General features: G+C 37.4%; 23 protein-coding genes. 13 read left to right on the top strand and 10 right to left on the bottom strand.

The window, feature by feature from the left end; genetic code table 11:
• Window positions 1-70: 70 nt before the first annotated feature.
• A complete protein-coding gene (locus G466_RS0111975) occupies window positions 71-763 on the bottom strand; it encodes an SIR2 family NAD-dependent protein deacylase (RefSeq protein ID WP_026813885.1) in 693 nt (230 codons plus the stop codon).
• Between the two features lie 58 nt (window positions 764-821).
• Here G466_RS0111975 and G466_RS0111970 point away from each other — a divergent pair, with 58 nt between their 5' ends.
• Window positions 822-1,478, top strand: coding sequence for a TrmH family RNA methyltransferase (locus tag G466_RS0111970; protein ID WP_026813884.1), 657 nt, complete (start codon window positions 822-824; stop codon window positions 1,476-1,478).
• 182 nt (window positions 1,479-1,660) lie between these two features.
• Window positions 1,661-2,047, top strand: a complete 387-nt coding sequence (locus G466_RS0111965) for an SRPBCC family protein (protein ID WP_308427540.1) — start codon at window positions 1,661-1,663, stop codon at window positions 2,045-2,047.
• Between the two features lie 136 nt (window positions 2,048-2,183).
• On the opposite strand, the gene G466_RS0111960 is transcribed toward G466_RS0111965, so the two are convergent.
• From G466_RS0111960 to G466_RS0111945, 4 genes are all read right to left on the bottom strand, one after another.
• On the bottom strand, window positions 2,184-2,963 hold the full coding sequence (locus tag G466_RS0111960; RefSeq protein WP_026813882.1) for a carboxypeptidase-like regulatory domain-containing protein: 780 nt from the start codon (window positions 2,961-2,963) through the stop codon (window positions 2,184-2,186).
• Window positions 2,964-3,039: 76 nt separating this feature from the next.
• Window positions 3,040-4,860, bottom strand: a complete 1,821-nt coding sequence (locus G466_RS0111955; RefSeq protein ID WP_026813881.1) for a DEAD/DEAH box helicase — start codon at window positions 4,858-4,860, stop codon at window positions 3,040-3,042.
• 169 nt (window positions 4,861-5,029) lie between these two features.
• Window positions 5,030-5,644, bottom strand: a complete 615-nt coding sequence (locus G466_RS0111950) for a DUF4337 family protein (protein ID WP_026813880.1) — start codon at window positions 5,642-5,644, stop codon at window positions 5,030-5,032.
• Window positions 5,645-5,667: 23 nt separating this feature from the next.
• Entirely contained in the window at window positions 5,668-6,249 is a 582-nt protein-coding gene (locus G466_RS0111945) for a non-canonical purine NTP diphosphatase (RefSeq protein ID WP_026813879.1), read from the bottom strand.
• Between the two features lie 93 nt (window positions 6,250-6,342).
• Here G466_RS0111945 and G466_RS0111940 point away from each other — a divergent pair, with 93 nt between their 5' ends.
• The 4 genes from G466_RS0111940 (at window position 6,343) to serA (ending at window position 10,482) form a co-directional block, all read left to right on the top strand.
• Window positions 6,343-6,795, top strand: a complete 453-nt coding sequence (locus G466_RS0111940) for a methyltransferase family protein (protein WP_026813878.1) — start codon at window positions 6,343-6,345, stop codon at window positions 6,793-6,795.
• A 168-nt stretch (window positions 6,796-6,963) separates the two neighbouring features.
• Entirely contained in the window at window positions 6,964-7,575 is a 612-nt protein-coding gene (locus G466_RS0111935; RefSeq protein ID WP_026813877.1) for a SatD family protein, read from the top strand.
• The gene (locus G466_RS0111930) at window positions 7,572-8,273 is read left to right on the top strand and encodes a DUF3307 domain-containing protein (RefSeq protein ID WP_026813876.1); all 702 of its coding nucleotides are present in this window, start codon (window positions 7,572-7,574) and stop codon (window positions 8,271-8,273) included. The genes G466_RS0111935 and G466_RS0111930 overlap by 4 nt, the downstream gene beginning before the upstream one ends.
• Before the next feature lie 316 nt (window positions 8,274-8,589).
• Entirely contained in the window at window positions 8,590-10,482 is a 1,893-nt protein-coding gene (gene serA, locus G466_RS0111925) for a phosphoglycerate dehydrogenase (RefSeq protein ID WP_026813875.1), read from the top strand.
• A 160-nt stretch (window positions 10,483-10,642) separates the two neighbouring features.
• Here serA and rlmH read toward each other — a convergent pair whose 3' ends face one another.
• Window positions 10,643-11,116: a 23S rRNA (pseudouridine(1915)-N(3))-methyltransferase RlmH gene (gene rlmH / locus G466_RS0111920; protein WP_026813874.1), complete on the bottom strand. Its 474-nt coding sequence runs from the start codon at window positions 11,114-11,116 to the stop codon at window positions 10,643-10,645.
• A 212-nt stretch (window positions 11,117-11,328) separates the two neighbouring features.
• On the opposite strand from rlmH, the gene nadC reads away from it, so the two are divergent.
• From nadC to priA, 4 genes are read left to right on the top strand one after another with little or no spacing between them, the layout of a single operon-like run.
• Window positions 11,329-12,186 (top strand): carboxylating nicotinate-nucleotide diphosphorylase, encoded by an 858-nt coding sequence (gene nadC, locus G466_RS0111915; RefSeq protein WP_026813873.1) that lies wholly within the window; start codon window positions 11,329-11,331, stop codon window positions 12,184-12,186.
• Window positions 12,187-13,173 (top strand): YihY/virulence factor BrkB family protein, encoded by a 987-nt coding sequence (locus tag G466_RS0111910; protein WP_026813872.1) that lies wholly within the window; start codon window positions 12,187-12,189, stop codon window positions 13,171-13,173.
• Window positions 13,157-13,597, top strand: a complete 441-nt coding sequence (locus G466_RS0111905) for a DUF2147 domain-containing protein (protein ID WP_026813871.1) — start codon at window positions 13,157-13,159, stop codon at window positions 13,595-13,597. The genes G466_RS0111910 and G466_RS0111905 overlap by 17 nt, the downstream gene beginning before the upstream one ends.
• 12 nt (window positions 13,598-13,609) lie before the next feature.
• Window positions 13,610-16,066 carry a replication restart helicase PriA gene (gene priA, locus G466_RS0111900; protein WP_026813870.1) on the top strand — a complete coding sequence of 819 codons (2,457 nt, stop codon included), beginning with the start codon at window positions 13,610-13,612 and terminating at the stop codon, window positions 16,064-16,066.
• Between the two features lie 109 nt (window positions 16,067-16,175).
• On the opposite strand, the gene G466_RS0111895 is transcribed toward priA, so the two are convergent.
• On the bottom strand, window positions 16,176-16,868 hold the full coding sequence (locus G466_RS0111895) for a LytR/AlgR family response regulator transcription factor (protein WP_026813869.1): 693 nt from the start codon (window positions 16,866-16,868) through the stop codon (window positions 16,176-16,178).
• A gap of 246 nt (window positions 16,869-17,114) precedes the next feature.
• Here G466_RS0111895 and rpsF point away from each other — a divergent pair, with 246 nt between their 5' ends.
• The 3 genes from rpsF to rplI are packed head-to-tail and all read left to right on the top strand — an operon-like array spanning window position 17,115 to window position 18,224.
• The gene (rpsF, locus tag G466_RS0111890) at window positions 17,115-17,453 is read left to right on the top strand and encodes a 30S ribosomal protein S6 (protein ID WP_026813868.1); all 339 of its coding nucleotides are present in this window, start codon (window positions 17,115-17,117) and stop codon (window positions 17,451-17,453) included.
• Between the two features lie 2 nt (window positions 17,454-17,455).
• Window positions 17,456-17,755, top strand: a complete 300-nt coding sequence (gene rpsR / locus G466_RS0111885) for a 30S ribosomal protein S18 (protein ID WP_189356696.1) — start codon at window positions 17,456-17,458, stop codon at window positions 17,753-17,755.
• A 13-nt stretch (window positions 17,756-17,768) separates the two neighbouring features.
• A complete protein-coding gene (gene rplI / locus G466_RS0111880) occupies window positions 17,769-18,224 on the top strand; it encodes a 50S ribosomal protein L9 (RefSeq protein WP_026813866.1) in 456 nt (151 codons plus the stop codon).
• 318 nt (window positions 18,225-18,542) lie between these two features.
• Here the strand turns inward: rplI and G466_RS0111875 are convergent, their stop codons facing one another.
• From G466_RS0111875 to G466_RS0111865, 3 genes are all read right to left on the bottom strand, one after another.
• Window positions 18,543-19,238, bottom strand: coding sequence for an LrgB family protein (locus G466_RS0111875; RefSeq protein ID WP_026813865.1), 696 nt, complete (start codon window positions 19,236-19,238; stop codon window positions 18,543-18,545).
• A complete protein-coding gene (locus G466_RS0111870; RefSeq protein WP_026813864.1) occupies window positions 19,231-19,569 on the bottom strand; it encodes a CidA/LrgA family protein in 339 nt (112 codons plus the stop codon). The genes G466_RS0111875 and G466_RS0111870 overlap by 8 nt, the downstream gene beginning before the upstream one ends.
• Window positions 19,570-19,821: 252 nt before the next feature.
• Window positions 19,822-21,144, bottom strand: coding sequence for a DUF3748 domain-containing protein (locus G466_RS0111865; RefSeq protein WP_051315636.1), 1,323 nt, complete (start codon window positions 21,142-21,144; stop codon window positions 19,822-19,824).
• Window positions 21,145-21,154: the final 10 nt, after the last annotated feature.

Raw genomic sequence — 21,154 nt, 5'->3', positions numbered from 1 at the left:
TTTTATGCTATTCTAAGCTGCTCACAAGACGTTATGTTATTTCAGTTTAAATCTAAAGCAGGTATAGATGTTACAATTTATCTTCAAGCAATTGTTGGGCCAGTATTTCCATTCCCTTTGTGGCGCTGTCTTTAATTATAGTAAGGTTGTTAAAGCTGTTTTCCCTAATATTGGGTTTAGGGTCTATAAAATAAATAGGGATGTTATTGGGTGCGTAGTGTACCAGATTTGCGGCTGGGTAAACTTGCATAGAAGTGCCTATAATTATTAAAATATCTGCATTGGCTGTTATGTCGGCAGCCTGATCAAGCAGAGGTACATCCTCGCCAAACCAAACAATATGGGGCCGTAGTTGAGTGCCCGCTGCACATAGATCGCCTAACTTTATATCTTGTTTGCATTCTACAATGCTATTAGGGTCATTGCTTCCTCTTGCTTTTAGTAATTCCCCATGTAAATGGAGTACGTTAGAACTCCCTGCTCTTTCATGTAGGTCATCTACATTTTGGGTAATGATATGTACCTTGTAATGGTCTTCTAATTTTGATAGGGAATGATGTGCCTGATTAGGGCTTACTTCTAGCAATTGTCTTCTTCTCTTGTTATAGAAATCAAGGACCAATCCAGGGTTTTTTGCATAGCCCTGGGGGGTAGCAACCTCCATTACATCGTGTCCTTCCCATAATCCATCGGCATCCCTAAAGGTTTTAATACCGCTTTCTGCACTGATGCCTGCCCCGGTTAAAACAACTATTTTTTTCATTTAAAAGAATATATATTTGTAAATCTAAGATTTTTTCTGAACATCAATAAGTATGGATATGATTGACCATGATCTGCTAGCGTATTTAGAAGGGTTTATTACCCCAAAAAGGAAGCAACGTTTTTTGGATATATTGGAAGATCGCACCAAGTTTATTACTGTTGCTGTTGAGGATGTGTATCAGATGCACAATATGAGTGCCGTAATCAGGAGTTGTGATATTTTTGGAATCCAAGAAGCACATTTAATCGAAAACAGATACGGCAAACGATTGGATAAAAGTATCTCTATGGGGGCACAGCAATGGGTAGATACTAAAAGATATAATACTACTACATCTTGTATTGAGGCTCTAAAAAAGGAGGGGTATCGTATTGTGGCCACAACCCCTCATGAAAATGGGGTGCTATTGCCCGATTTTGAGCTTAATGAAAAAACGGCCCTTTTTTTTGGCACCGAACGGGATGGATTAAGTCAGGAAGTAATGGATAAGGCAGATTCATACCTTACCATACCCATGGTTGGATTCACAGAAAGCCTTAATATTTCCGTTTCAGCAGCAATAATCCTACATAGGCTTACCAGCCTTATGAAAAAATCGGATTTAAATTGGCAGCTGACAGAGAAAGAAAAACTGGAAAGAAGGTTAGACTGGACCAAAAAATCGGTTCGTAGTGTAGCGGATGTTTTGGCTCGATTTTACGGAAGAAAATAATAGTATACCTATCTTTAAGTGAAACAATCCATTTAGGGGTCATGTTAACTTTACTGTACATATTACTGGGTATTATCATGGTAATTGTTCTCTTGGCTATTATTGCTCCAAAAACATATGATGTTTCAAGGTCTATTCTAATTAATAGTTCCAAGAAAAAGGTTTTTGATAATATTAAATTTTTGAAAAAACAACAGGAATGGTCGCCTTGGGCAAATAAAGATCCCAATATGATCAATACATTTACGGGAACAGATGGAGAGGTCGGTTTTGTAAGTTATTGGAAGGGGAATAAGGAAGTAGGGGAAGGTGAGCAGGAAATTGCCAAAATAGTGGAAGGGGAAAGTGTAGAAGGACAGCTCCACTTCTTAAAACCCTTTAAGTCCACTTCTAATAGTTATCTTATTCTTACTGAAAAAGCGATTGACGAAACAGAAGTAGTTTGGGGATTTAAAGGAAAGAATAGATTTCCCATGTCCGTGATGATGCTTTTTATGAATATGGATACAATGGTAGGAAAAGATTTTGAAGCGGGATTAAGGAATTTAAAAGTAATAATGGAAGAATAGATTTATTTTTTCCTAGATTGTTGTATGCCCTTCAAATAAACCAATATTTAATTATTATCTAGGTTATCTATATCTAGATTTGGATTATGGCATTCCTTGGATAGAATTTATAAATCAAGATGCTTCCTGAAACAAACTATCTTTTGCGGTTAAGCACCTTAAATTCTTCGTAACAACTACTAATCGCGTCTAAGATTTGAAGATCATTGGCAGTGGCAATAAAGGATTTGGAATAGTTGCAGTTACTTAATATGTCCTCAATATCTACCTTTTCTATCTGTAGTAGTTCTGTAAGGGTTTCTCTATCAAATTTGGAAGCTAGTAAGTCTCTAATTCTATCATCTTCCTTCATCTGGCGGAGCTTCTTCATTTGGTTAGGTTTCTTTCCAAAAAGATTCCTCAAGAGATCTGCTGGATTGAGGATGGCACCCAGAACCTTGGTGACCGCACTTGGATTTTTGCTCCCTGCCTCGTAACCCACAGATAGCCCAGAGATGCTATACTGAAACGCAGTATTTAGCGGTAAATTTTTTACATCTATTTCTAAGTAGCCGGTAAGGGAATAGGGTCTTACAATAACTTCTTCTAAAGCGTAGGCCAACTCGGTAAGCGATATTTTAGTGTTCTTAAACTTGAACATATCGTTGGTTACCCTCACTTTTTGTGATTTAAATCCTAAAAAGGTAAAGTATAAAGTGTCGTTAACCTGAGCGGTTATAGAGAATTCTCCCTCTTTATTGGTAATAGTACCAATTACCTGGTTGAGGTTTACCACGTGGACACTTTCCATAGGTTGGTCCGTTTGGGCATTTATTACAACAGCTTTAAGTTTTTTTATTTCGTCTTCCCTTTCAGTCTCTTGCGAGTAGCCAAAAGTAACAAAGACGATCAAGAAGGTCAATAAAAAGGTTTTCATGAAATAGAGCCAAGATTATAATTGGTAAACTAACTAAAAAAATACGCCGAAGCGTATTTTTTTAGTATACAATTAACTAATAGGAGTCACTTTTTCTTTGAGTCCTTCTTTTACCAGAACTACTGGAAGAGTTTCCTTTAGCAGGACCTCGGTCACTTCTTTTACTTCTGCTTCTATCGTTGTTTCGAAAATCTTTTCCGCCACCGCTTCTTCCTCCGAATCCACTTTTTCTGCTGTCGCGTCTTCCGCCGCCACCGCGTCTTCCTCCACCTTCACCACCTGGGTTCTTGGAAACTTCAACATTAACAAATCTTCCGTCTACCTTAAATTCAGTAAAGGTTTTTAAGATTTCTTCTGTGGCTGCAGCATCGGTATTAAAGAAAGAAAAACTTTCCTTAACATCTACTTTAAAGATATCATCTTGTCCTAGATTAACGGTATCCCTGATAAAATCTTTAAGGGACATCCAGTCATAGCCGTCTTTTTCCCCAACATTAATAAAGTATCTTACGTTACCATTGTTAAGTGTTCCGTTGCTTGTGTCCGACCCTCTATCGTCTCTCTCTCTTGAAGAGGCAACGTTTAGGTCTTTGGTTTTGTTATAATAATTGAAGAAACGAGTGAACTCTACGGAAACAATTTTTTTGATCAGTTCTTCACGATCAATTCCTTCAAGTACTTCATTAATAGCAGGTAAATAGTGGTCTACTTCCTTATTAATTTTGGTTTCTTTTATTTTATTCGCCAAATGGTAAAGCTGAATCTCACAGATCTCCATTCCCGTAGGAATGGTTTTTGCGATAAATGATTGCTTTATCTTACTTTCAATGGCTTTAATCTTTCGTAACTCACTTTTGGTAATAATTACCATGGAGATTCCGGTTTTACCTGCTCTTCCTGTACGACCACTTCTGTGGGTATAGGTTTCAATTTCATCAGGTAATTGGTAGTTGATAACGTGTGTAATATCATCAACGTCTATTCCTCTAGCTGCAACATCTGTTGCTACCAACATTTGTATCTGTCTCTTACGGAAAGAGTTCATAACCAAATCCCTTTGGTTCTGACTTAAATCTCCATGTAATGCACCTGCATTGTATCCGTCTTCGATTAGTTTTTCCGCTACTTTTTGGGTATCCCTTTTAGTTCTACAGAAAATAACCGAGAAGATGTCGGGATTGGTATCTGCCAACCTTTTTAAAGCAGGATATCTATCTCTACCACCTACTACATAATATTCATGCTGTACGGTATTGGTACCAGAATTTTTTGTACCCACAGTAATTTCCTGTGGATTGTTCATAAATTTCTTGGCAATAATTGATACCTCTTTAGGCATGGTGGCCGAAAATAACCAAGTAGATTTCTCTTTTGGGGTGTTGGAAAGAATATCTTTGATATCCTCAAAAAAGCCCATGTTCAACATCTCATCTGCCTCATCTAGGATACAGTAATCGATTTTGGAAATATCTACCAAACCTCGATTTATCATATCTTTCATTCTTCCAGGAGTAGCGACTATTATTTGCGCCCCTCTTTTTATCTGTCTGGCCTGATCTGTTATGCTTGCACCTCCATAAATGGCTACTACATTTAATCCCTTTTCGTATTTGGAATAATGTACCATTTCATTGGTGATCTGCAAACAAAGTTCACGGGTAGGAGAAAGTATTAATCCTTGGGTAGTTCTGCTCTCGCGGTCTATCTTTTGAATTAATGGAAATCCGAATGCGGCGGTCTTTCCTGTCCCAGTTTGGGCTAGGGCAACCAAATCCGTATCGCTTTCTAATAAAATTGGGATTGCTTTTTCTTGTACTTCAGATGGATTTTCAAATCCAAGATCTGAAATAGCATTTAATAGGGACTGATCTAGCCCTAATGCTTCAAATTTTGTCATAATATGTTATTAAATAATCGCAAATATGTATGTTGATCGGAGCGATTATTTTTATAACCTATTAAGACTCACTACAACACATGCTATACCAGCGGCGTTAATTAAAGCGGCAAAGGTAGTGTTTATTTTTAAATTACAATAATTTATTTTAAGTTCATTTCTAACCTTCTTAAAAGGCTAAAACACATCCATATATAGCTGATGTTATGCCCAGTGCGCCAAAAAATAATGATAAATAGATAAAATTGGATTGTAATTTTTTATTATCCCTTATTACAATACATACAGCACATAGTACTATGCAGATTTGAAAGAGTAATTTGGCGAAATTCATTTTTTGGGAGGCCTCCTCATACTTTTGTGTCATGGAGATCCATTCCTTTACGCCTATTATCTTTCCCATTTCTCCGTCCAAATCTTGAGCCCAATATTGGCGTGGAATATTGGAAGATCCTACAAGTAGTTCGGTTTTTTCCGCCTCATATTTAATGACCATAGATTTGGTATGGGCCATTATATTTTTAAAATTCTGATGTTTCTCTGGAGGTACTATCCCAATTTCCATAAAAGCTTTTAGAAAGTCCAATTCACTTTCCTTTAGGTTTTGCTTGATGCTTTTGGCTTGGTACCAGTTGGAGTAACTTACCTGTTGGTTTTGGGAAATAATGGTTTGTTCCTCTAGGTTGCTGTTGATTAATTCTGTAATGGCTAATAAGGCGGCAAAAGCAGCGATTAATATGCCCCCTATAGTTTCCTTGCTCTTAAAAAATATGTTTTTTTTCATCTTTGGAGTGGGGGGATATGTATTTAGGGGTGGTTTGTTTTAAAGAAAGCCAACAATTGTTGAGTTGCCTTGGCTCTGTGACTTATTTGATTTTTAATGTCTAATGACAATTCCGCAAAAGTTTTATCATAGCCATCTGGAATAAAGATAGGGTCGTAGCCAAATCCTTTTGCTCCTTTTCTCTCTGTCGCGAGATAGCCTGTTACGATACCTTGAAAAAGAAATTGTTCGTTATTGTAATTTAAGGCGATGACGGTTTTAAAATGTGCAGACCGGTTGGATTCTCCCTCTAGGTTAGTCAATAACTTATTTATATTGTCCTCTGTATTTTTTTGATCTCCTGCATATCTTGCGGAATGTACCCCCGGTGCACCGTCTAGGGCATCTACTAGTAGCCCTGTGTCATCCGCGAAACAGGAATACCCGTAGTTTTTGGTGATGAAATTGGCCTTTAGAATAGCGTTTCCTTCCAAGGTGGATTCGGTTTCCTCTATTTCTTCGTGGCAACCAATATCCTCCAAGGACAGTAGTGTTATTTCTGGTGGGAATAACTTTTGAACCTCTTGTAGCTTGTTGCGATTATTTGTAGCGAATACCAATTGCATTCCAATTATTTTTTATTGTTGTAGGGTAAGCTTATATAAATTATTTTGGTAGATTCAAAAGTAGTAATTTTATTTATGTTTTATTTTTAATGTATGAAATTAAAAATTCCACCATTGGTCGTTGTTATTTTGTTTGCTGGATTAATGTTTATTCTCGCAGAATATTTACCAGTCGGATATTTCGACTTTTTTGGAAGAAGCTATTTAATGCTCTTTTTTTTCGCTATGGCTGGAGTTATAGGTGTTATTTCTTTGGCTCAATTTTTCAGGGCAAGCACCACAATAAACCCCTCCACGCCTTCAAATGTATCCACACTAGTAACGCGAGGTTTGTATAAATATTCTAGGAACCCTATGTACTTGGCATTGTTACTTCTTTTGTTAGGATGGGGATTGTATCTGGGAAATGCATTTAATACTTTGCTTGCGGCCGGTTTTGTGTACTATATGAATGCTTTTCAAATTATTCCGGAAGAAGAAGTGCTGTTTGAAAAATTTCCTAAAGAATTCCAAAAATACTGTGTAGGGGTAAGGCGTTGGTTTTAGTCGAACTAACTTTCTGCTGGCTTTGCTATCGTGATATTCGGTTGCATGATGATTTTGTTTCTGAGGGTCATTTATATGAACATGGTGAGTATTAGGTATTTCACTTATATTTTGGTATATTAGCACTTTAGCTTATATTATTGTATATTAGCTTTATAGCTTATTAATATGGTAGCAATTATTACAGGTGATATAATTAACTCTCAAATAGATCAATCATCCGATTGGATGAGGGCTTTAAAAGCATACTTGGTAAATACAGGTGAGACTCCTGGGGACTGGGAAATCTATAGAGGAGATGAATTTCAGATAAAAACTACGCCAGAAAATGCATTGCGCATGGCTATACAGATTAAGGCCATTATTAAGCAGATAAAGCCTTTGGATGTTAGGATGGGCATAGGGTTGGGGAAGGTGACTTTTTTAGCAAGTAGCGTAAGTCAGTCTAATGGTGAGGCACACCAACGTTCGGGAAGAATTTTTGAAACATTAAGGGAGAAAAAGCTAAACCTTGCGGTAGTAACTGGGACCGAAAAAGAGGACAGGACCCTAAATCTCATTTTAAGCCTTGCGTTGGACTTTATGGATAGTTGGTCTGTAGTTTCTGCGGAAATAGTGCAGTTAACCTTAGGGAATCCAACCGAATCGCAACAACAAATTGCCGATCGTTTGGGTATAAATCAATCTGCAGTGAGTCAGCGCCTAAACCGAGCAAGAATGGATTTGGTGGAGGATCTGTTGCAGTATTATGAATCAGTAATCAAGGAAATAAAGGTATGATATTATTTACTACACTTTTATTGGCCCATCTAATTGGGGATTTTATGCTGCAACCTAACCGATGGGTGGTTCATAAGGAGGTCAATAAAATCACATCTAGTTACTTATACCTTCATACGTTGATTCATTTTGGACTGGTAATGCTACTGTTATGGGATTTAAATCTCTGGAGATGGGCGGTACTGATTGCTGTATCACATTATCTTATAGACCTTGGTAAACTGTACGCTAACCCTTATTTTAAGAACAAGGCCATTCCCTTCTTTATAGATCAACTATTTCATATTGCAGTACTTTATAGTTGTGCTTATTATTCAAATTTTATGGAGCATACCTTAAGTTTGATAAAAGAAATTGATTGGGCATTGGTAACGGCGGTGGTATTTGTAGGGTTCCCATCATCCATAGTAATGGCAAAGCTTTTAGGTGGGATGTCGGATAAGATAGAGTTAGATCATAAATCCCTTCCAAATGCCGGAAAGTATATTGGCATTATAGAGCGCTTGTTTGTGCTTACCTTTATCATTTTAGGGCGTTGGGAGGCAATAGGATTGTTAATAACCGCTAAGTCTGTATTTAGATTTAACGATCTTAAGGAAAGTAATTCCCGTAAGCTTACAGAATATATTTTGATTGGTACCTTATTGAGTTTTGGGTTGGCTATCATTACTGGTTTGCTTTATATGTGGACAAGATAAAGCGTTGTTTCTAATCTTAAATACCTATGAGTTCGGGTAGCAGGTCTTTTTTTATTATGGCTTTGGAATGGGCTATTGATTGGCGAAAATTACATGATTTATTTTGAGTAATGGTGATGCGGAATTGATGGTAATCTGCAGAGTAAAACCTTTTTTGGCAAGGTGCTTTTTAGGATTTGTTAAAATTATTGTTCCAAAACAATCATTTTCTTACTTCTTGGTTAAAAAATCAACTGTTCACTTAGTTTTTTATTGAGTTTAAGGCGTCTAACGATAATTATTCATACTTTTACTGCTTAATTTTTTTCACGCTAATATGGTTGTAGAAAGCAGAAAATATGTGTTTGATTTTGACAGTACTCTTACTAGGGTAGAAGCCCTGGATGTTTTGGCCGAAATCACACTAAAAGATAGAAGTGATAAGGATGAAATAATCGAGGAGATTCAAAAAATCACCAATTTAGGAATAGATGGTGATATCTCGTTTACGGAATCCTTGGAAAAGCGCATTAAGCTATTGAATGCCCATAAAGATGATTTGGTGGAATTGGTAGAATTACTGCGCCACAAAATTTCCAAATCAATAGAATCCAATAAAGAGTTTTTTGAGACCTATTCGGATGATATTTATGTGATTTCTGCTGGATTTAAAGAGTTTATAGATCCTATAGTGGAGGCGTACAATATTCCTGCAGATAGGGTGTATGCAAACACTTTTAAATTTGATCAAGATGGAAATATAATCGGTTTTGATGAAGATAATGTATTGTCCTCACATAACGGGAAAATAGAGTGCCTAAAAAACCTGGGACTTCAAGGAGAAGTTCAGGTCATTGGTGATGGTTATAGCGATTATGTAATGCGTGAGGCTGGTATTGCCGATAAGTTTTTCGCTTATACCGAGAATGTGCACAGAGAGAAGGCTGCAAAGAATGCAGATTATATTACGCCTAATTTAGATGAATTTTTATTTGTAAATAAATTGCCTAGAAAAATATCCTACCCCAAAAACAGAATCAAGATTTTATTATTGGAAAACATCCATTCAGATGCCTTTGACGCCCTTTCAGCAGAAGGTTTTTCTGTAGAGCTCCTTACTCATAGTTTAACAGAGGAAGAACTTATTGAAAAAGTAAAGGATGTCCATGTACTGGGAATACGTTCTAAGACCCAGGTTACCGAGAAGGTTTTGGAAGCTGCAGAAAAATTAATGGTAGTGGGCGCTTTTTGTATTGGGACCACCCAAATAGATTTAGAAGCATGTAAAAAAAGAGGGGTGGCTGTATTTAACGCACCCTATAGTAATACCAGATCCGTGGTAGAGCTTGCCATTGGAGAGATTATTATGCTGATGAGGAGTATTTTCCCTCGAAGTACGGAAATTCATGCGGGGGAGTGGAATAAAACTGCTGCAAACTCTAAAGAAGTTAGAGGTAAGAACTTAGGGATTGTAGGATATGGTAATATTGGTAAACAACTATCCGTGTTGGCGGAAGCCCTTGGTATGCGAGTCTATTACTACGATGTTGGTGATCAGCTTGCTTTGGGGAATGCTACAAGGTGCAATTCCTTGGAAGAACTTTTGAATATCTCAGACGTGGTTACCTTGCATATAGATGATAATAAGGCCAATTATAATTTTATAGGAGAGCGAGAAATCAATCAAATGAGAGATGGAGCGCTCTTTGTAAACTTATCTAGAGGTTTTGTTGTGGATATTGCCGCTTTGGCAGCTGCATTAAAAAGCGGTAAGATCGCTGGTGCTGCTATAGATGTATTCCCTGAAGAACCTAGAGGCAATGGTGAATTTTATACTGAACTAAAAGGTTTGCAGAATGTAATACTAACTCCGCATATTGGAGGAAGTACCGAAGAGGCACAACGAGATATTGCAGAATTTGTTCCCAATAAAATAAAGGATTATATAAATTCTGGGAATACTGTAGATGCCGTTAATTTTCCGAATATTAGATTGCCAAAACAAAATAATGCACATCGCTTTTTGCACATCCATAAAAATGTGCCTGGAGTAATGGCTAAAATCAACGAAGTTTTGGCGCGTTTTAACATGAATATTTCAGGACAGTATTTGTCTACAGATAGTGAGTTGGGCTATGTTATAACGGATCTGGACAAGAAGTACAATAAAGATGTTATTAAAGCCTTAAAAAAGATAGACAATACTATTAAATTCAGGGTGTTGTACTAATTGAAGTAGTACATTATATTAGAAAGACTCCCTGGGAACTATATTTGCCTTGATTTAATCCTTTTGGTAGGTAAAGTTCTCGGGGTTTTTAATTTTGAAATGTGATAGTTGTCTTTCTAATACTGGCATTTATCCTCTCCTTTGCGCTAATTAAAAATGCTTATTGATGATGGTAGGGTTCGTTTTTTAGGATGGTAAAAGCTCTATACAGCTGCTCTACCACAAATAAACGCACCATCTGATGAGAAAAGGTCATTTTGGATAAACTAAGCGACCCTTGGGACTTTTGGTAAACGGCATCACTAAATCCATAAGGCCCACCAACAACTAAAACCAACTGCTTTATTCCTGAGTTCATTTTCTTTTGTACATATTGGGAGAATTCTAAAGAGGTTTTCTGCTTCCCTTTCTCGTCTAATAAAATGAGGATATCTGTAGGGTTTAATCTATTTAATATGGCTTCCCCTTCCTTATCTTTTTGCTGTTTCTCAGAAAGATTTTTGGTGTTTTTTATATCGGGAACAATATCTAATTCAAATCGCACATAGTGCTTTAATCGATTTTGATATTCTCCAATTAATTGGATCAAGGGAGCGCTGTCCGTTTTTCCCAGAACAAGTAGCTTTATGGTCATGGGGCAAAAATAAGCTGCTAATTTTATTTACCATAAGAAAAATTAAAAATATAGATCTATCCTTATTTAGTTATCAACTAATGACAATCAGGCGATATATGTGGTTAACTAATACAGATCGCCAAAAGCGAGGGAAATCGGTACGTCTTTGGGTGTAATAAACTCTTTACAACCCAAACATTTTATTAAATTAGCATGAAAATAGTTGCGATATGATTTCAGAAGAACAATTTAGAACCGAGTTAGATCTAATTATTAAAAATGCTGTACGGGAAGATGTTGGTGATGGCGATCATAGTTCTTTGGCATGTATACCCCCCTCCGCACAAGGAAAAGCAAAATTATTGGTAAAGGATAAGGGGATTATTGCTGGGGTAGAATTTGCCCAACTAGTATTTCAATATATAGATAAAACCTTGGAAATTGAGGTTTTTGTTAAGGATGGTGAGTCAGTAAAGTTCGGAGATGTTGTGTTTCATGTTTCGGGTAATTCCCAAAGCATTCTTAAGGCAGAGCGCCTTGTGCTAAATGCAATGCAGCGAATGAGTGCTATTGCCACGAAAACCAATTATTTTGCAAATTTACTTAAAGGAACCGAAACCAAAATATTGGATACTAGAAAAACTACGCCCGGTATAAGGGCTTTAGAGAAATGGGCAGTAAAAATAGGAGGAGGGGAGAATCACAGATTTGCCCTTTACGATATGATTATGTTAAAGGATAATCACATAGATTTTGCGGGAGGTATTACCAAAGCAATTGAAAAGACCCATACATATTTAGCTGATAACCAAAAAGACCTGAAAATTATAGTAGAGGCTAGAAACCTAACCGAGGTTAAGGAAATATTGGCTTCTAAAGGGGTTTACCGGATACTGCTAGATAATTTCAGTTTAGAAGATACCAAAAGAGCTGTAGAAATAATTGGAGACGCCTGTTTAACGGAGTCCTCTGGAGGGATTAATGAGCATACCATTGCCAAATATGCGGCATGTGGCGTGAATTATATATCTTCCGGGGCATTGACCCACTCGGTTTACAATATGGATTTAAGCCTTAAAGCCATATAGATGTCAAAAGAGATTGAGGAAAAGCTAGAGAGGATACCGGTTCTTAATTTGGTAATAAGATTGCTGAAGAATATTAAATTACCGGGGTTTGAAGGCTTGTCATCCTACGATCTTATTGAAATGTATGTCTTTGGAATTATAAAGGGAGCGGTGTCTACAAGGGCCAGTGCTATTGCATTTAGCTTATTCCTAGCGCTATTTCCGTTATTGATATTTCTATTGACATTAGTTCCTTTTATCATTCCCTATGTCGCATTGGAAAACTCTAATTTTGATGCGGAATTTTTAGAGTTTTTAGAGGCTTTTCTTCCTACTGCTACGGGAGAATACTTTAGTGAAATCTATTTGCAGATAAAAGCACAGGAAAGAGGAGATCTCCTTTCTTCGGCGCTTGCCTTTTTCACCTCTATTTTTTTAATGGCCAATGGGGTTAATGCTATATTTGGCGGCTTCGAAACCTCGTATCACGTTAGTCCTAATAGAAGTATTGTAAGACAGTATTTAACGGCCTTAGCCGTTGGGTTGTTCTTGTCGGTTCTCCTTTTGGTAGGTGCCGTGGTATACGTTTATTTTGAGGCCTATATCTTAGGGGGGCTTTATGAAATAATACATGGTAAAAATGCCTTGAACGTAGATGAAAACGATTTTGCATTGGTGCAGTGGGGCAAGTTTGTATTTTTGGGACTTCTTTTTTATTTTATAACGGCAGTTTTGTATTATTTTGGGACCAAAGAGGGCAAGCAAGCTAAATTTTTCTCTGCAGGAGCTTCAATGACCACGCTGCTCTTTATTGTAACCTCTTATTTTTTTGGGGTGTATGTGGAAAAGTTTGCCCGGTATAACGAATTATATGGGGCTTTAAGTGGCTTGCTGATATTATTGGTTTTTATTTGGCTAAATTCAATCATATTACTACTTGGGTTCGAATTGAATGCCTCGTTAAATTCATTGAGAAAAAAATATAAAGTACATGGTAAAAAGAAATAAGTGGATAGTTGGGCTAATTTGTATGTTGTTATATATTCCTTCGGAAGCGCAGAGTGTTTTTGGGAAATGGAAGACGATAGATGATAGAACTGGGAATCCTAAAGCGATAATAGATATATATGAAGAGGACGGAATGATGCACGGTGAGGTTGTGGAAATTTTAGAACCGGGAAAGGAAGAGGCGGTTTGTGATAAATGTGAAGGGGAGAAAAAGAATCAGCCAATATTGGGGATGAAGATAATTGAAGATTTGAAACATGGTGGTGGTGGCGTATGGAAAGGGAAAACCTTATTTGATCCGGAGCAGGCAATGACTTTTAGATGTAAAATATGGCTTAATCCCGAAAATCCTGATGAATTGAAGGTAAGGGGTTATTTAGCATTTATTTTTCGTACACAAACTTGGATACGCGCAGAGGGATAGAAACGTATGGGAATGCCTTATTTTATCAATGTTATCTTACCTATTCCGCTGGAGAAGGAATTTACCTATAGTATCTCTCCTACAGAAGCGGAACTATTAAAACCGGGGATGAGAGTTGCAGTTCCCTTTGGTAAATCCAAAATATATACTGCTATTGTAGTTAAGGTGCATCAAACGGCGCCTACGGTCTATGAGGCAAAGGAAATTGATCAGATTTTGGATCAAGATCCATTGGTGACGCCTACGCAATTACGCTTTTGGGAATGGCTGGCGCAATACTACATGTGTACAGTGGGTGAGGTTTTTAGGGCTGCTGTCCCGAGTGCCCTTTTGCTAGAAAGTGAAACCCTGATCCTTAGAAACGAGAAAGCAATAATAGATGAAACTGACCTAAAGGATGATGAGTTTTTAGTTTTTGAAGCCTTGCAACATCAGTCGATTCTTAGGGTTCGAGAGATTAGTGATATCCTAGAGAAAAAGAATGTAATACCCATTTTAAATAGCCTGCTTGAGAAAAATATTATTTTCATAAAAGAAGAGGTCTACGAACAATATAAGCCTAAACTGGTACGGTATGTACAATTAGGAAAAGATTATAGTACCGAGGAAAGTTTGGAAGCATTGCTTCTTTCCTTATCTAGGGCTCCTAAGCAGCGAGACGTGGTGCTTTCTTTGTTTCAATTACAAGCGGTAACTAAAAAGCCTGTTAAGATTAGCGACTTAGCGACCTCTGCCAATAGTTCCAATTCCATTATTAAAACACTCATCGATAAAGGAATCCTTGAAGAACAGTTTATCCGGACAGACCGGGTCGTTTTCGAAGGTGGTCATGATCATGAGGCGCTAAAATCCCTGAATGAATACCAACAAAGTGCATTTGATGCTATAAGTAAGTCCTTTGCATTAGGAAAAGTAACTCTTTTACACGGCGTAACTTCTTCTGGTAAAACAGAGGTGTACGTTAAGTTAATCCAAGAGGTTATTAAAAATGGAAAGCAAGCCCTTTATTTACTCCCAGAAATTGCACTTACCACACAATTGATTTCCAGACTGCAAGCTTATTTCGGAGAAAAGGTGGCTGTTTATCATTCCAAGTACAATGTGCAAGAACGGGTGGAGGTGTGGAATAATGTGCTTAAAAAGGAAACAACGGCTCAAATTGTAATAGGGGCACGGTCTGCCATATTTCTTCCCTTTCAGGACCTAGGGCTTATTATTGTAGATGAGGAACACGAGAGTTCCTTTAAGCAATATGATCCGGCGCCTAGGTACCATGCAAGGGATGCTGCAGTTGTTTTAGGTAATTTTCATGGAAGTAATGTGCTTTTAGGGTCGGCTACACCAAGTGTAGAGACTTTTTACAATGTAAAGATTTCCAAATACGGTTATGCGCGGATTCAACGGCGCTATGGCGATGTGTTAATGCCAGAAATGGAGTTGGTGAATATCCGTGAGCAAACCCGTAAAAAAAGAATGAAAGGACATTTTTCGGAGCGGTTACTGGAAGAAATTACCGAAACTTTGGAAAATGGGGAGCAGGTAATCCTTTTTCAAAATAGAAGGGGGTATGCCCCAATATTAGAATGTACTACTTGTGGACATACTCCCCAGTGTCCAAATTGCGATGTAAGCCTAACGTACCACCAATTGCGTAAGCAACTGCGTTGCCATTATTGCAGTTATCACATTGCATTACAAACAAGCTGTCAGGCCTGTGGAAGTACCACTTTGGATACCAAAGGTTTTGGTACGGAACAGGTAGAGCAAGAGTTACAAGCCCTTTTTCCCACGGCGAAAGTTGGCCGTATGGACTTAGATACCACAAGAGGGAAGTATGGTTATGAAAAAATAATTTCGGCCTTCGAGCAACAAGAAATAGATATTCTCGTGGGAACGCAGATGCTAACTAAGGGACTCGATTTTAGAAATGTGAATTTGGTAGGGATTATGAATGCCGATACGCTATTGAACTTCCCCGATTATAGGGCGCATGAGAGAAGTTTTCAGTTGCTGACCCAAGTAGCAGGTAGGGCAGGGCGTACCCAGAAAAGAGGAAAGGTAATTATTCAAAGTTATGATCCAGATCATAGAATATTACAGCAAGTTACTACTCATGATTATGTAGAAATGTTTAACGAGCAACTCTATGAACGGGAACAGTTTAAATACCCTCCGGGCAATAGGATTATTAGAATTACTTTTAAGCATAAGGACTATAACAAATTGAATGAGGCGGCAGAGTGGTTTGCAAAATCTTTGCGGATTGGTTTTGGGAAAATGGTACTGGGACCAGAATATCCTCCTGTGGCTAGAATAAGGAACCAATATCTTAAAAATGTGCTATTGAAAATTGGGAATGATCATTCCTTGGTACACACAAAAAATAGCATTAAGCGGATTGAAAAATCCTTTAATGCTATATCGTTTTATAGGGGAGTGCGCGTTATCTACAATGTAGATCACATATAATTGATGTTATATTCCCTAGCGCTAGCCTGCCCGCTTTGTTTAGGCGGGCATTAAATTGTTACAGGTAGTTTCCTTTCGATGGTTCAAGGTTCAACCAAAAGTAACTGAATTAAAAATTATTTAACGCTTCTGCCAATTCTGTTTTCTTATTTCTACTTAGAGGTATTTGTTTTCCGCCAACTTCTACGTTTTTGCTGTTAAACTTCTCTATTTTTTCCAAGTTGACGATGTAGGATTTGTGAATTCTTAAAAACTTGTCTTCCGGCAATTGCTTTTCAAAAGATTTCATGGTAGATAGAATAACGATATTGGCCTCATCTGTAACTAATTTAATATAGTCGCCCAACGCTTCTATCCACTTTATATCATTAAGGATGACTTTGCGTTTTTTAAGGTTGCTTTTCACAAAAATGTGCTCTTCGTCTTCTACAACCTTATTAATTTGCTCGTATTTTGTTAACGCTCTTTTAACCGCAGCATCAAAACGGGCTAGTGTAATTGGTTTGTGTAGGTAGTCTGTTACGTCGTATTCAAACGCTTTAAGTGCATAATCGGGCTTGCCGGTTATTAGAATTACCTGAGGACTATTGTCCAAGGATTCCAATAAATCAAATCCCGTGATAATCGGCATCTCCACATCAAGGAAAATTAAATCGATATCGTTGTTCTTAATGCCGTTCTTTGCCTCTATGGCATTACTGTATTCCGCTACCAAAGCTAAATTGGGATGACTGTTAACTAACTTAGCAACTGCCATTCGTTGCATAGACGAATCGTCTACAATTATACTTCTTAATTTCATAGTTGGTTGATTTGTGGGGTTAAATCATCGACAAAGTACATAAAAATATAGCTGAACTGCAACAAAATTATTTAAATTGCTATAATTATTGTGTAAAATGACGGGGTTATTGGTTTTATTTGGTTTTGTTCAGGTTTAAATTCGGGTCGAATCCGTAAGTTGTTTAGCTATAACGAAGATTTATAGATTTTCTTGTAATTAGAACAAAAAATTCTTATTTTTGCGCACTTAAAAAAATTTAATAATATGAACAATTACGAAACTGTTTTCATTTTAAATCCCGTTCTGTCTGATACACAGGTAGAGGAAACAGTTAAGAAATTTGAGGATTTCTTAATTAACAAAGGTGCCAAAATGGTAGCCAAAGAAAATTGGGGCCTAAAAAAATTGGCCTATCCAATCCAAAAGAAGAAGAGTGGTTTTTACCATTTGTTCGAATTTACCGCAGAGGGCGATGTATTGTTGCCTTTTGAGCTAGAATTTAGAAGAGATGAGCGTGTTATGCGTTTCTTGACTGTAAAACTAGACAAACATGCTGTTTCATGGGCAGAGAGAAGAAGAACAAAGTTAAAAGCTAAAGCGTAAGGATTATGGCATCAATAGAACAACAAGCAAAAGGTAAAAAAGATGGGGAAATTAGATATCTAACCCCACTTAATATAGAGACCAGTACTCAAAAGAAATATTGTCGATTCAAAAAATCGGGAATAAAGTATGTGGATTATAAAGATCCAGACTTCTTAATCAAGTTGGTAAACGAACAAGGTAAATTACTTCCAAGAAGACTTACCGGTACTTCCTTGAAATATCAGCGTAAAGTGGCTGTAGCGGTTAAAAGAGCTCGTCATTTAGCTTTAATGCCCTATGTTGGCGATTTACTAAAATAAAAAAAATAGGACGATGGAACTTATATTAAAGGAAGATATACAGAACTTAGGTTTTAAAGATGACGTGGTAACGGTTAAGAACGGATTTGGTAGAAACTACCTTATCCCTCGTGGAATGGCTACCATGGCTACTCCTTCTGCTAAAAAAGTATTGGCAGAAAATTTAAAACAAAGAGCTCATAAGGAAAAGAAAGTGGTTGATGAGGCCAATAAAGTTGCAGAGAGCTTAAAACAGTTAGATATTAAGATAACTGCAAAATCTGGAGCAGGAGATAAATTATTTGGATCTATTTCCAATATAGACCTTGCAGCAGCTTTGGAGAAAGAAGGACATGCTATTGATAAGAAATTTATATCAATTGCAGGTGGTGTTATTAAAAGAACAGGACCTTATAATGCCCAAATTAGATTGCATAGAGATGTAATCGTAGATTTCCCATTTGATGTTGTAGCTGAGGCTAAAGGATAATAAATCCTTAATAACGAGATTAAAAGCCGCATTTTTGCGGCTTTTTTTATATTAAAGGGGTAAATACCCCGTGAGGGCTTGCCCCGGATAAATTTACATCTACATCGTCTGGATGTCCTCAATATATTTCAAATTTTGGTTGTGATTCCAGGTTCCCCGTACAGCTTTTAATTATTACCAACCTTTGATCCTTTTTAAGAGCCCTCTTAGAGAACTAACCTGAAGGAAGCAAATGCCACAGTTTCTATCTTTTAATAGGTCGTAAATAGATAAGGTAGCGGTCTGGATTAAAATTATTTCAGAACCTAACTAGTTTTCCTAAGATAGGAATAGGTTAACAAGGTATGGCGTGATGATAGCGGTTAATAACCCATTTATGCACATTGCTAATCCACCATAGGCCCCTGGTAGCTTTCCTTCATCTAATGCCCTTGCAGTGCCTATGCCATGGGCGGCAGTCCCTAGTGCTGCGCCTATCGCATTTTTGCTCTTTATTCCCAAAACACGTAAAATGGCAGGACCAAAAGCATTTCCAAAGATGCCCACAGCTATGACTATTCCAGCTGCTATATAGGGTACACCTCCAATTGTGTTGGCGATTTCTAATGCTATAGGGGTGGTGACAGATTTAGGCGCTATGGATCTTACAATTGGTTCAGAAGCTCCTAGAATTATAGCAAGGCTACAAACAGAAATTATACTCATGGTTCCACCAATAATTACAGCAGATACAAAAGGAATTATATTTTCTTTTATTTGCTCATACTTCTCATAAAAGAGAACTCCTAGGGCTACAACAGTGGGTCCTAATAAAAATCCTAAATATTGCCCGCCAACGTTATACGCTTCAAATTCAATCTCGAAAACGACTAAAAAGCAAATTATGGAAATAACAGAGAGTAAAACTGGATTAAAAAGAACAAATTTCCATTTACTTCCTATTTTTTTGGAAAAATGAAATGCCAATAGTGTAATCAAAATTCCGAAAAGAGGTAGCTGATAAATCTCACTCATTCTTTCCGAATTTTTGCAGGATTATCCCTGTTACATATAATGTTAGAATAGTACTAATGACCGTGCTGACAACAATTGCTATCCAATGCAGCTTTAGTATATCATAAAAGGTCATTAGGCCTACACCATAGGGAATGAAAAATAATACCATATACTTTATAAATTGATCTGATGCGGCTTTAACCTCCTGCAACTTTATAACCTTCAATTTTAGTGCAATAAAAATGGCTACCATACCAATTATGTTTCCAGCTATCGAAAGGTTGAATAGATAGACTATAACTTCCCCGAGGATTAAGAACAGAAATATATATAAAACTCCCTTAAACATTTTCTAATTGGTTAGATCAATTTATAAGTGGAATAAGGCACCTAGTAAATGCCTGCGTATAAACAATGAATCAGATAGTATGTATCAAAATGTAATTTTACGTTAAGTATATGGAAAAACAAAAAAACCTGAGAATGGTTTTACTAAAATTTAAATTAACTGTAATAGATTAAGCTGCTTCAACCTGGGTTTAAGGGATATAATTATAATATACGCTTTCATACTATAGCTATGGTCAATAAGTATATGCCCTTAAAAGTGAATTAGGAATATTTGTTTTGTTGTAATTCCTTCTTGTTGGGGGAGGTTGCGATTATACGCCAAAATTTTTCCATTATGAGACCATACCGGATTTGTAATTGTAAGCGGTGAGGGTTTAGTAAGGACTTGACCTTCTTTTTCTCCTATTTTTAAATGGATCAATGTGTTGTCCCAAATATAAATTAAGCTTTGGTTAGTTGGGTGCCAGCGTATACCACCAGTAACATCGGAAGGGTGAAAGGTTTGCTGTGCCGCTGATCCTCCAGTAGGAGGAATGGTGAAAACCTGTTTAATATTTTGATTGTCCCTAGCAATAAAAGCCAATAAACTACCATCAAATGAAGATCGGACAATCCCTTCACATCCAGGATAGTCACTTTCGGAGGTAAAGGTAAGTCTACGTTGTACGGTGCCTCTAGGTGGTGCAGGCATAGTGGTAGTTGTACCTTCTAAGGGGGCATCGCCAGGGATGCTGATGTTTTCTGGAATATCTACTACGAACACTTCATCTATGTCTTTTCCTTTTTCGTTTTTTACAGTACCAATAAAGGCTCTCGCCCGCTGTAGGCTACCATTGGTTTTTTGATACCCAGAATACCCTATCCAACTGTCGCCCGCGGCCCTACTGATCTGGTCGCTTCCAGGAACAGGATTAGGGACTACTGTTACCACTACTACGCTAAACCATTCCCCCGAGAAATCTTCTTCCCAATTGGGTTGGGGAACCAATACAGGAGTGTCCTTTTTGGAAACGCCAATGGTTCTTAAGTTATGGAGTAGACCTGAATCATCCTCCATTTTTTTCATAATGGCATCGTTATAGGTAAACCCCACCCATTGGCCGTCTCCACTAAATTCGTGTCGGTGTGTACCTCCACGCAATGCTCCTGGCGTAAAGGGTACAGCGGTATCCCTTGCATCCATATAAATGGGATGGTTTGGTTTATTGTCCTTTACAATTACCCCACTTCTGCGCCATTGTTCATAGGGATAATCTGGACTAGCATTTTTAAGGCCGTGGATAAATATAACTTCATTTTCCGTAGGATTGTAGCTTACTGCGCCTACGCCAGGACCGTAGGGGGTATTTTGTTTTAAATGGTATAAGACTTTCTTTTCCCCGGTTTCTATATGCACCTTTTCAATTTTTCCATTGGCTCCAATTCCCCCTTCTTCTGTTCTAGTATCGTATACCAACCATTTGTCGTCTGGAGAGAAATTATCATTATTATCCAAATCATGGTTTTGGGAAAGATCATTCGTGAGTTGATGTTCTTCTTTTTGATGCTTTTGGTCGCAGCTGGTTAATATCATAATAATCGTT

It is taken from the genome of Arenibacter certesii DSM 19833, assembly GCF_000429545.1.
Lineage (GTDB): Bacteria > Bacteroidota > Bacteroidia > Flavobacteriales > Flavobacteriaceae > Arenibacter > Arenibacter certesii.
This window is presented reverse-complemented; position numbering and strand designations above follow the sequence as displayed.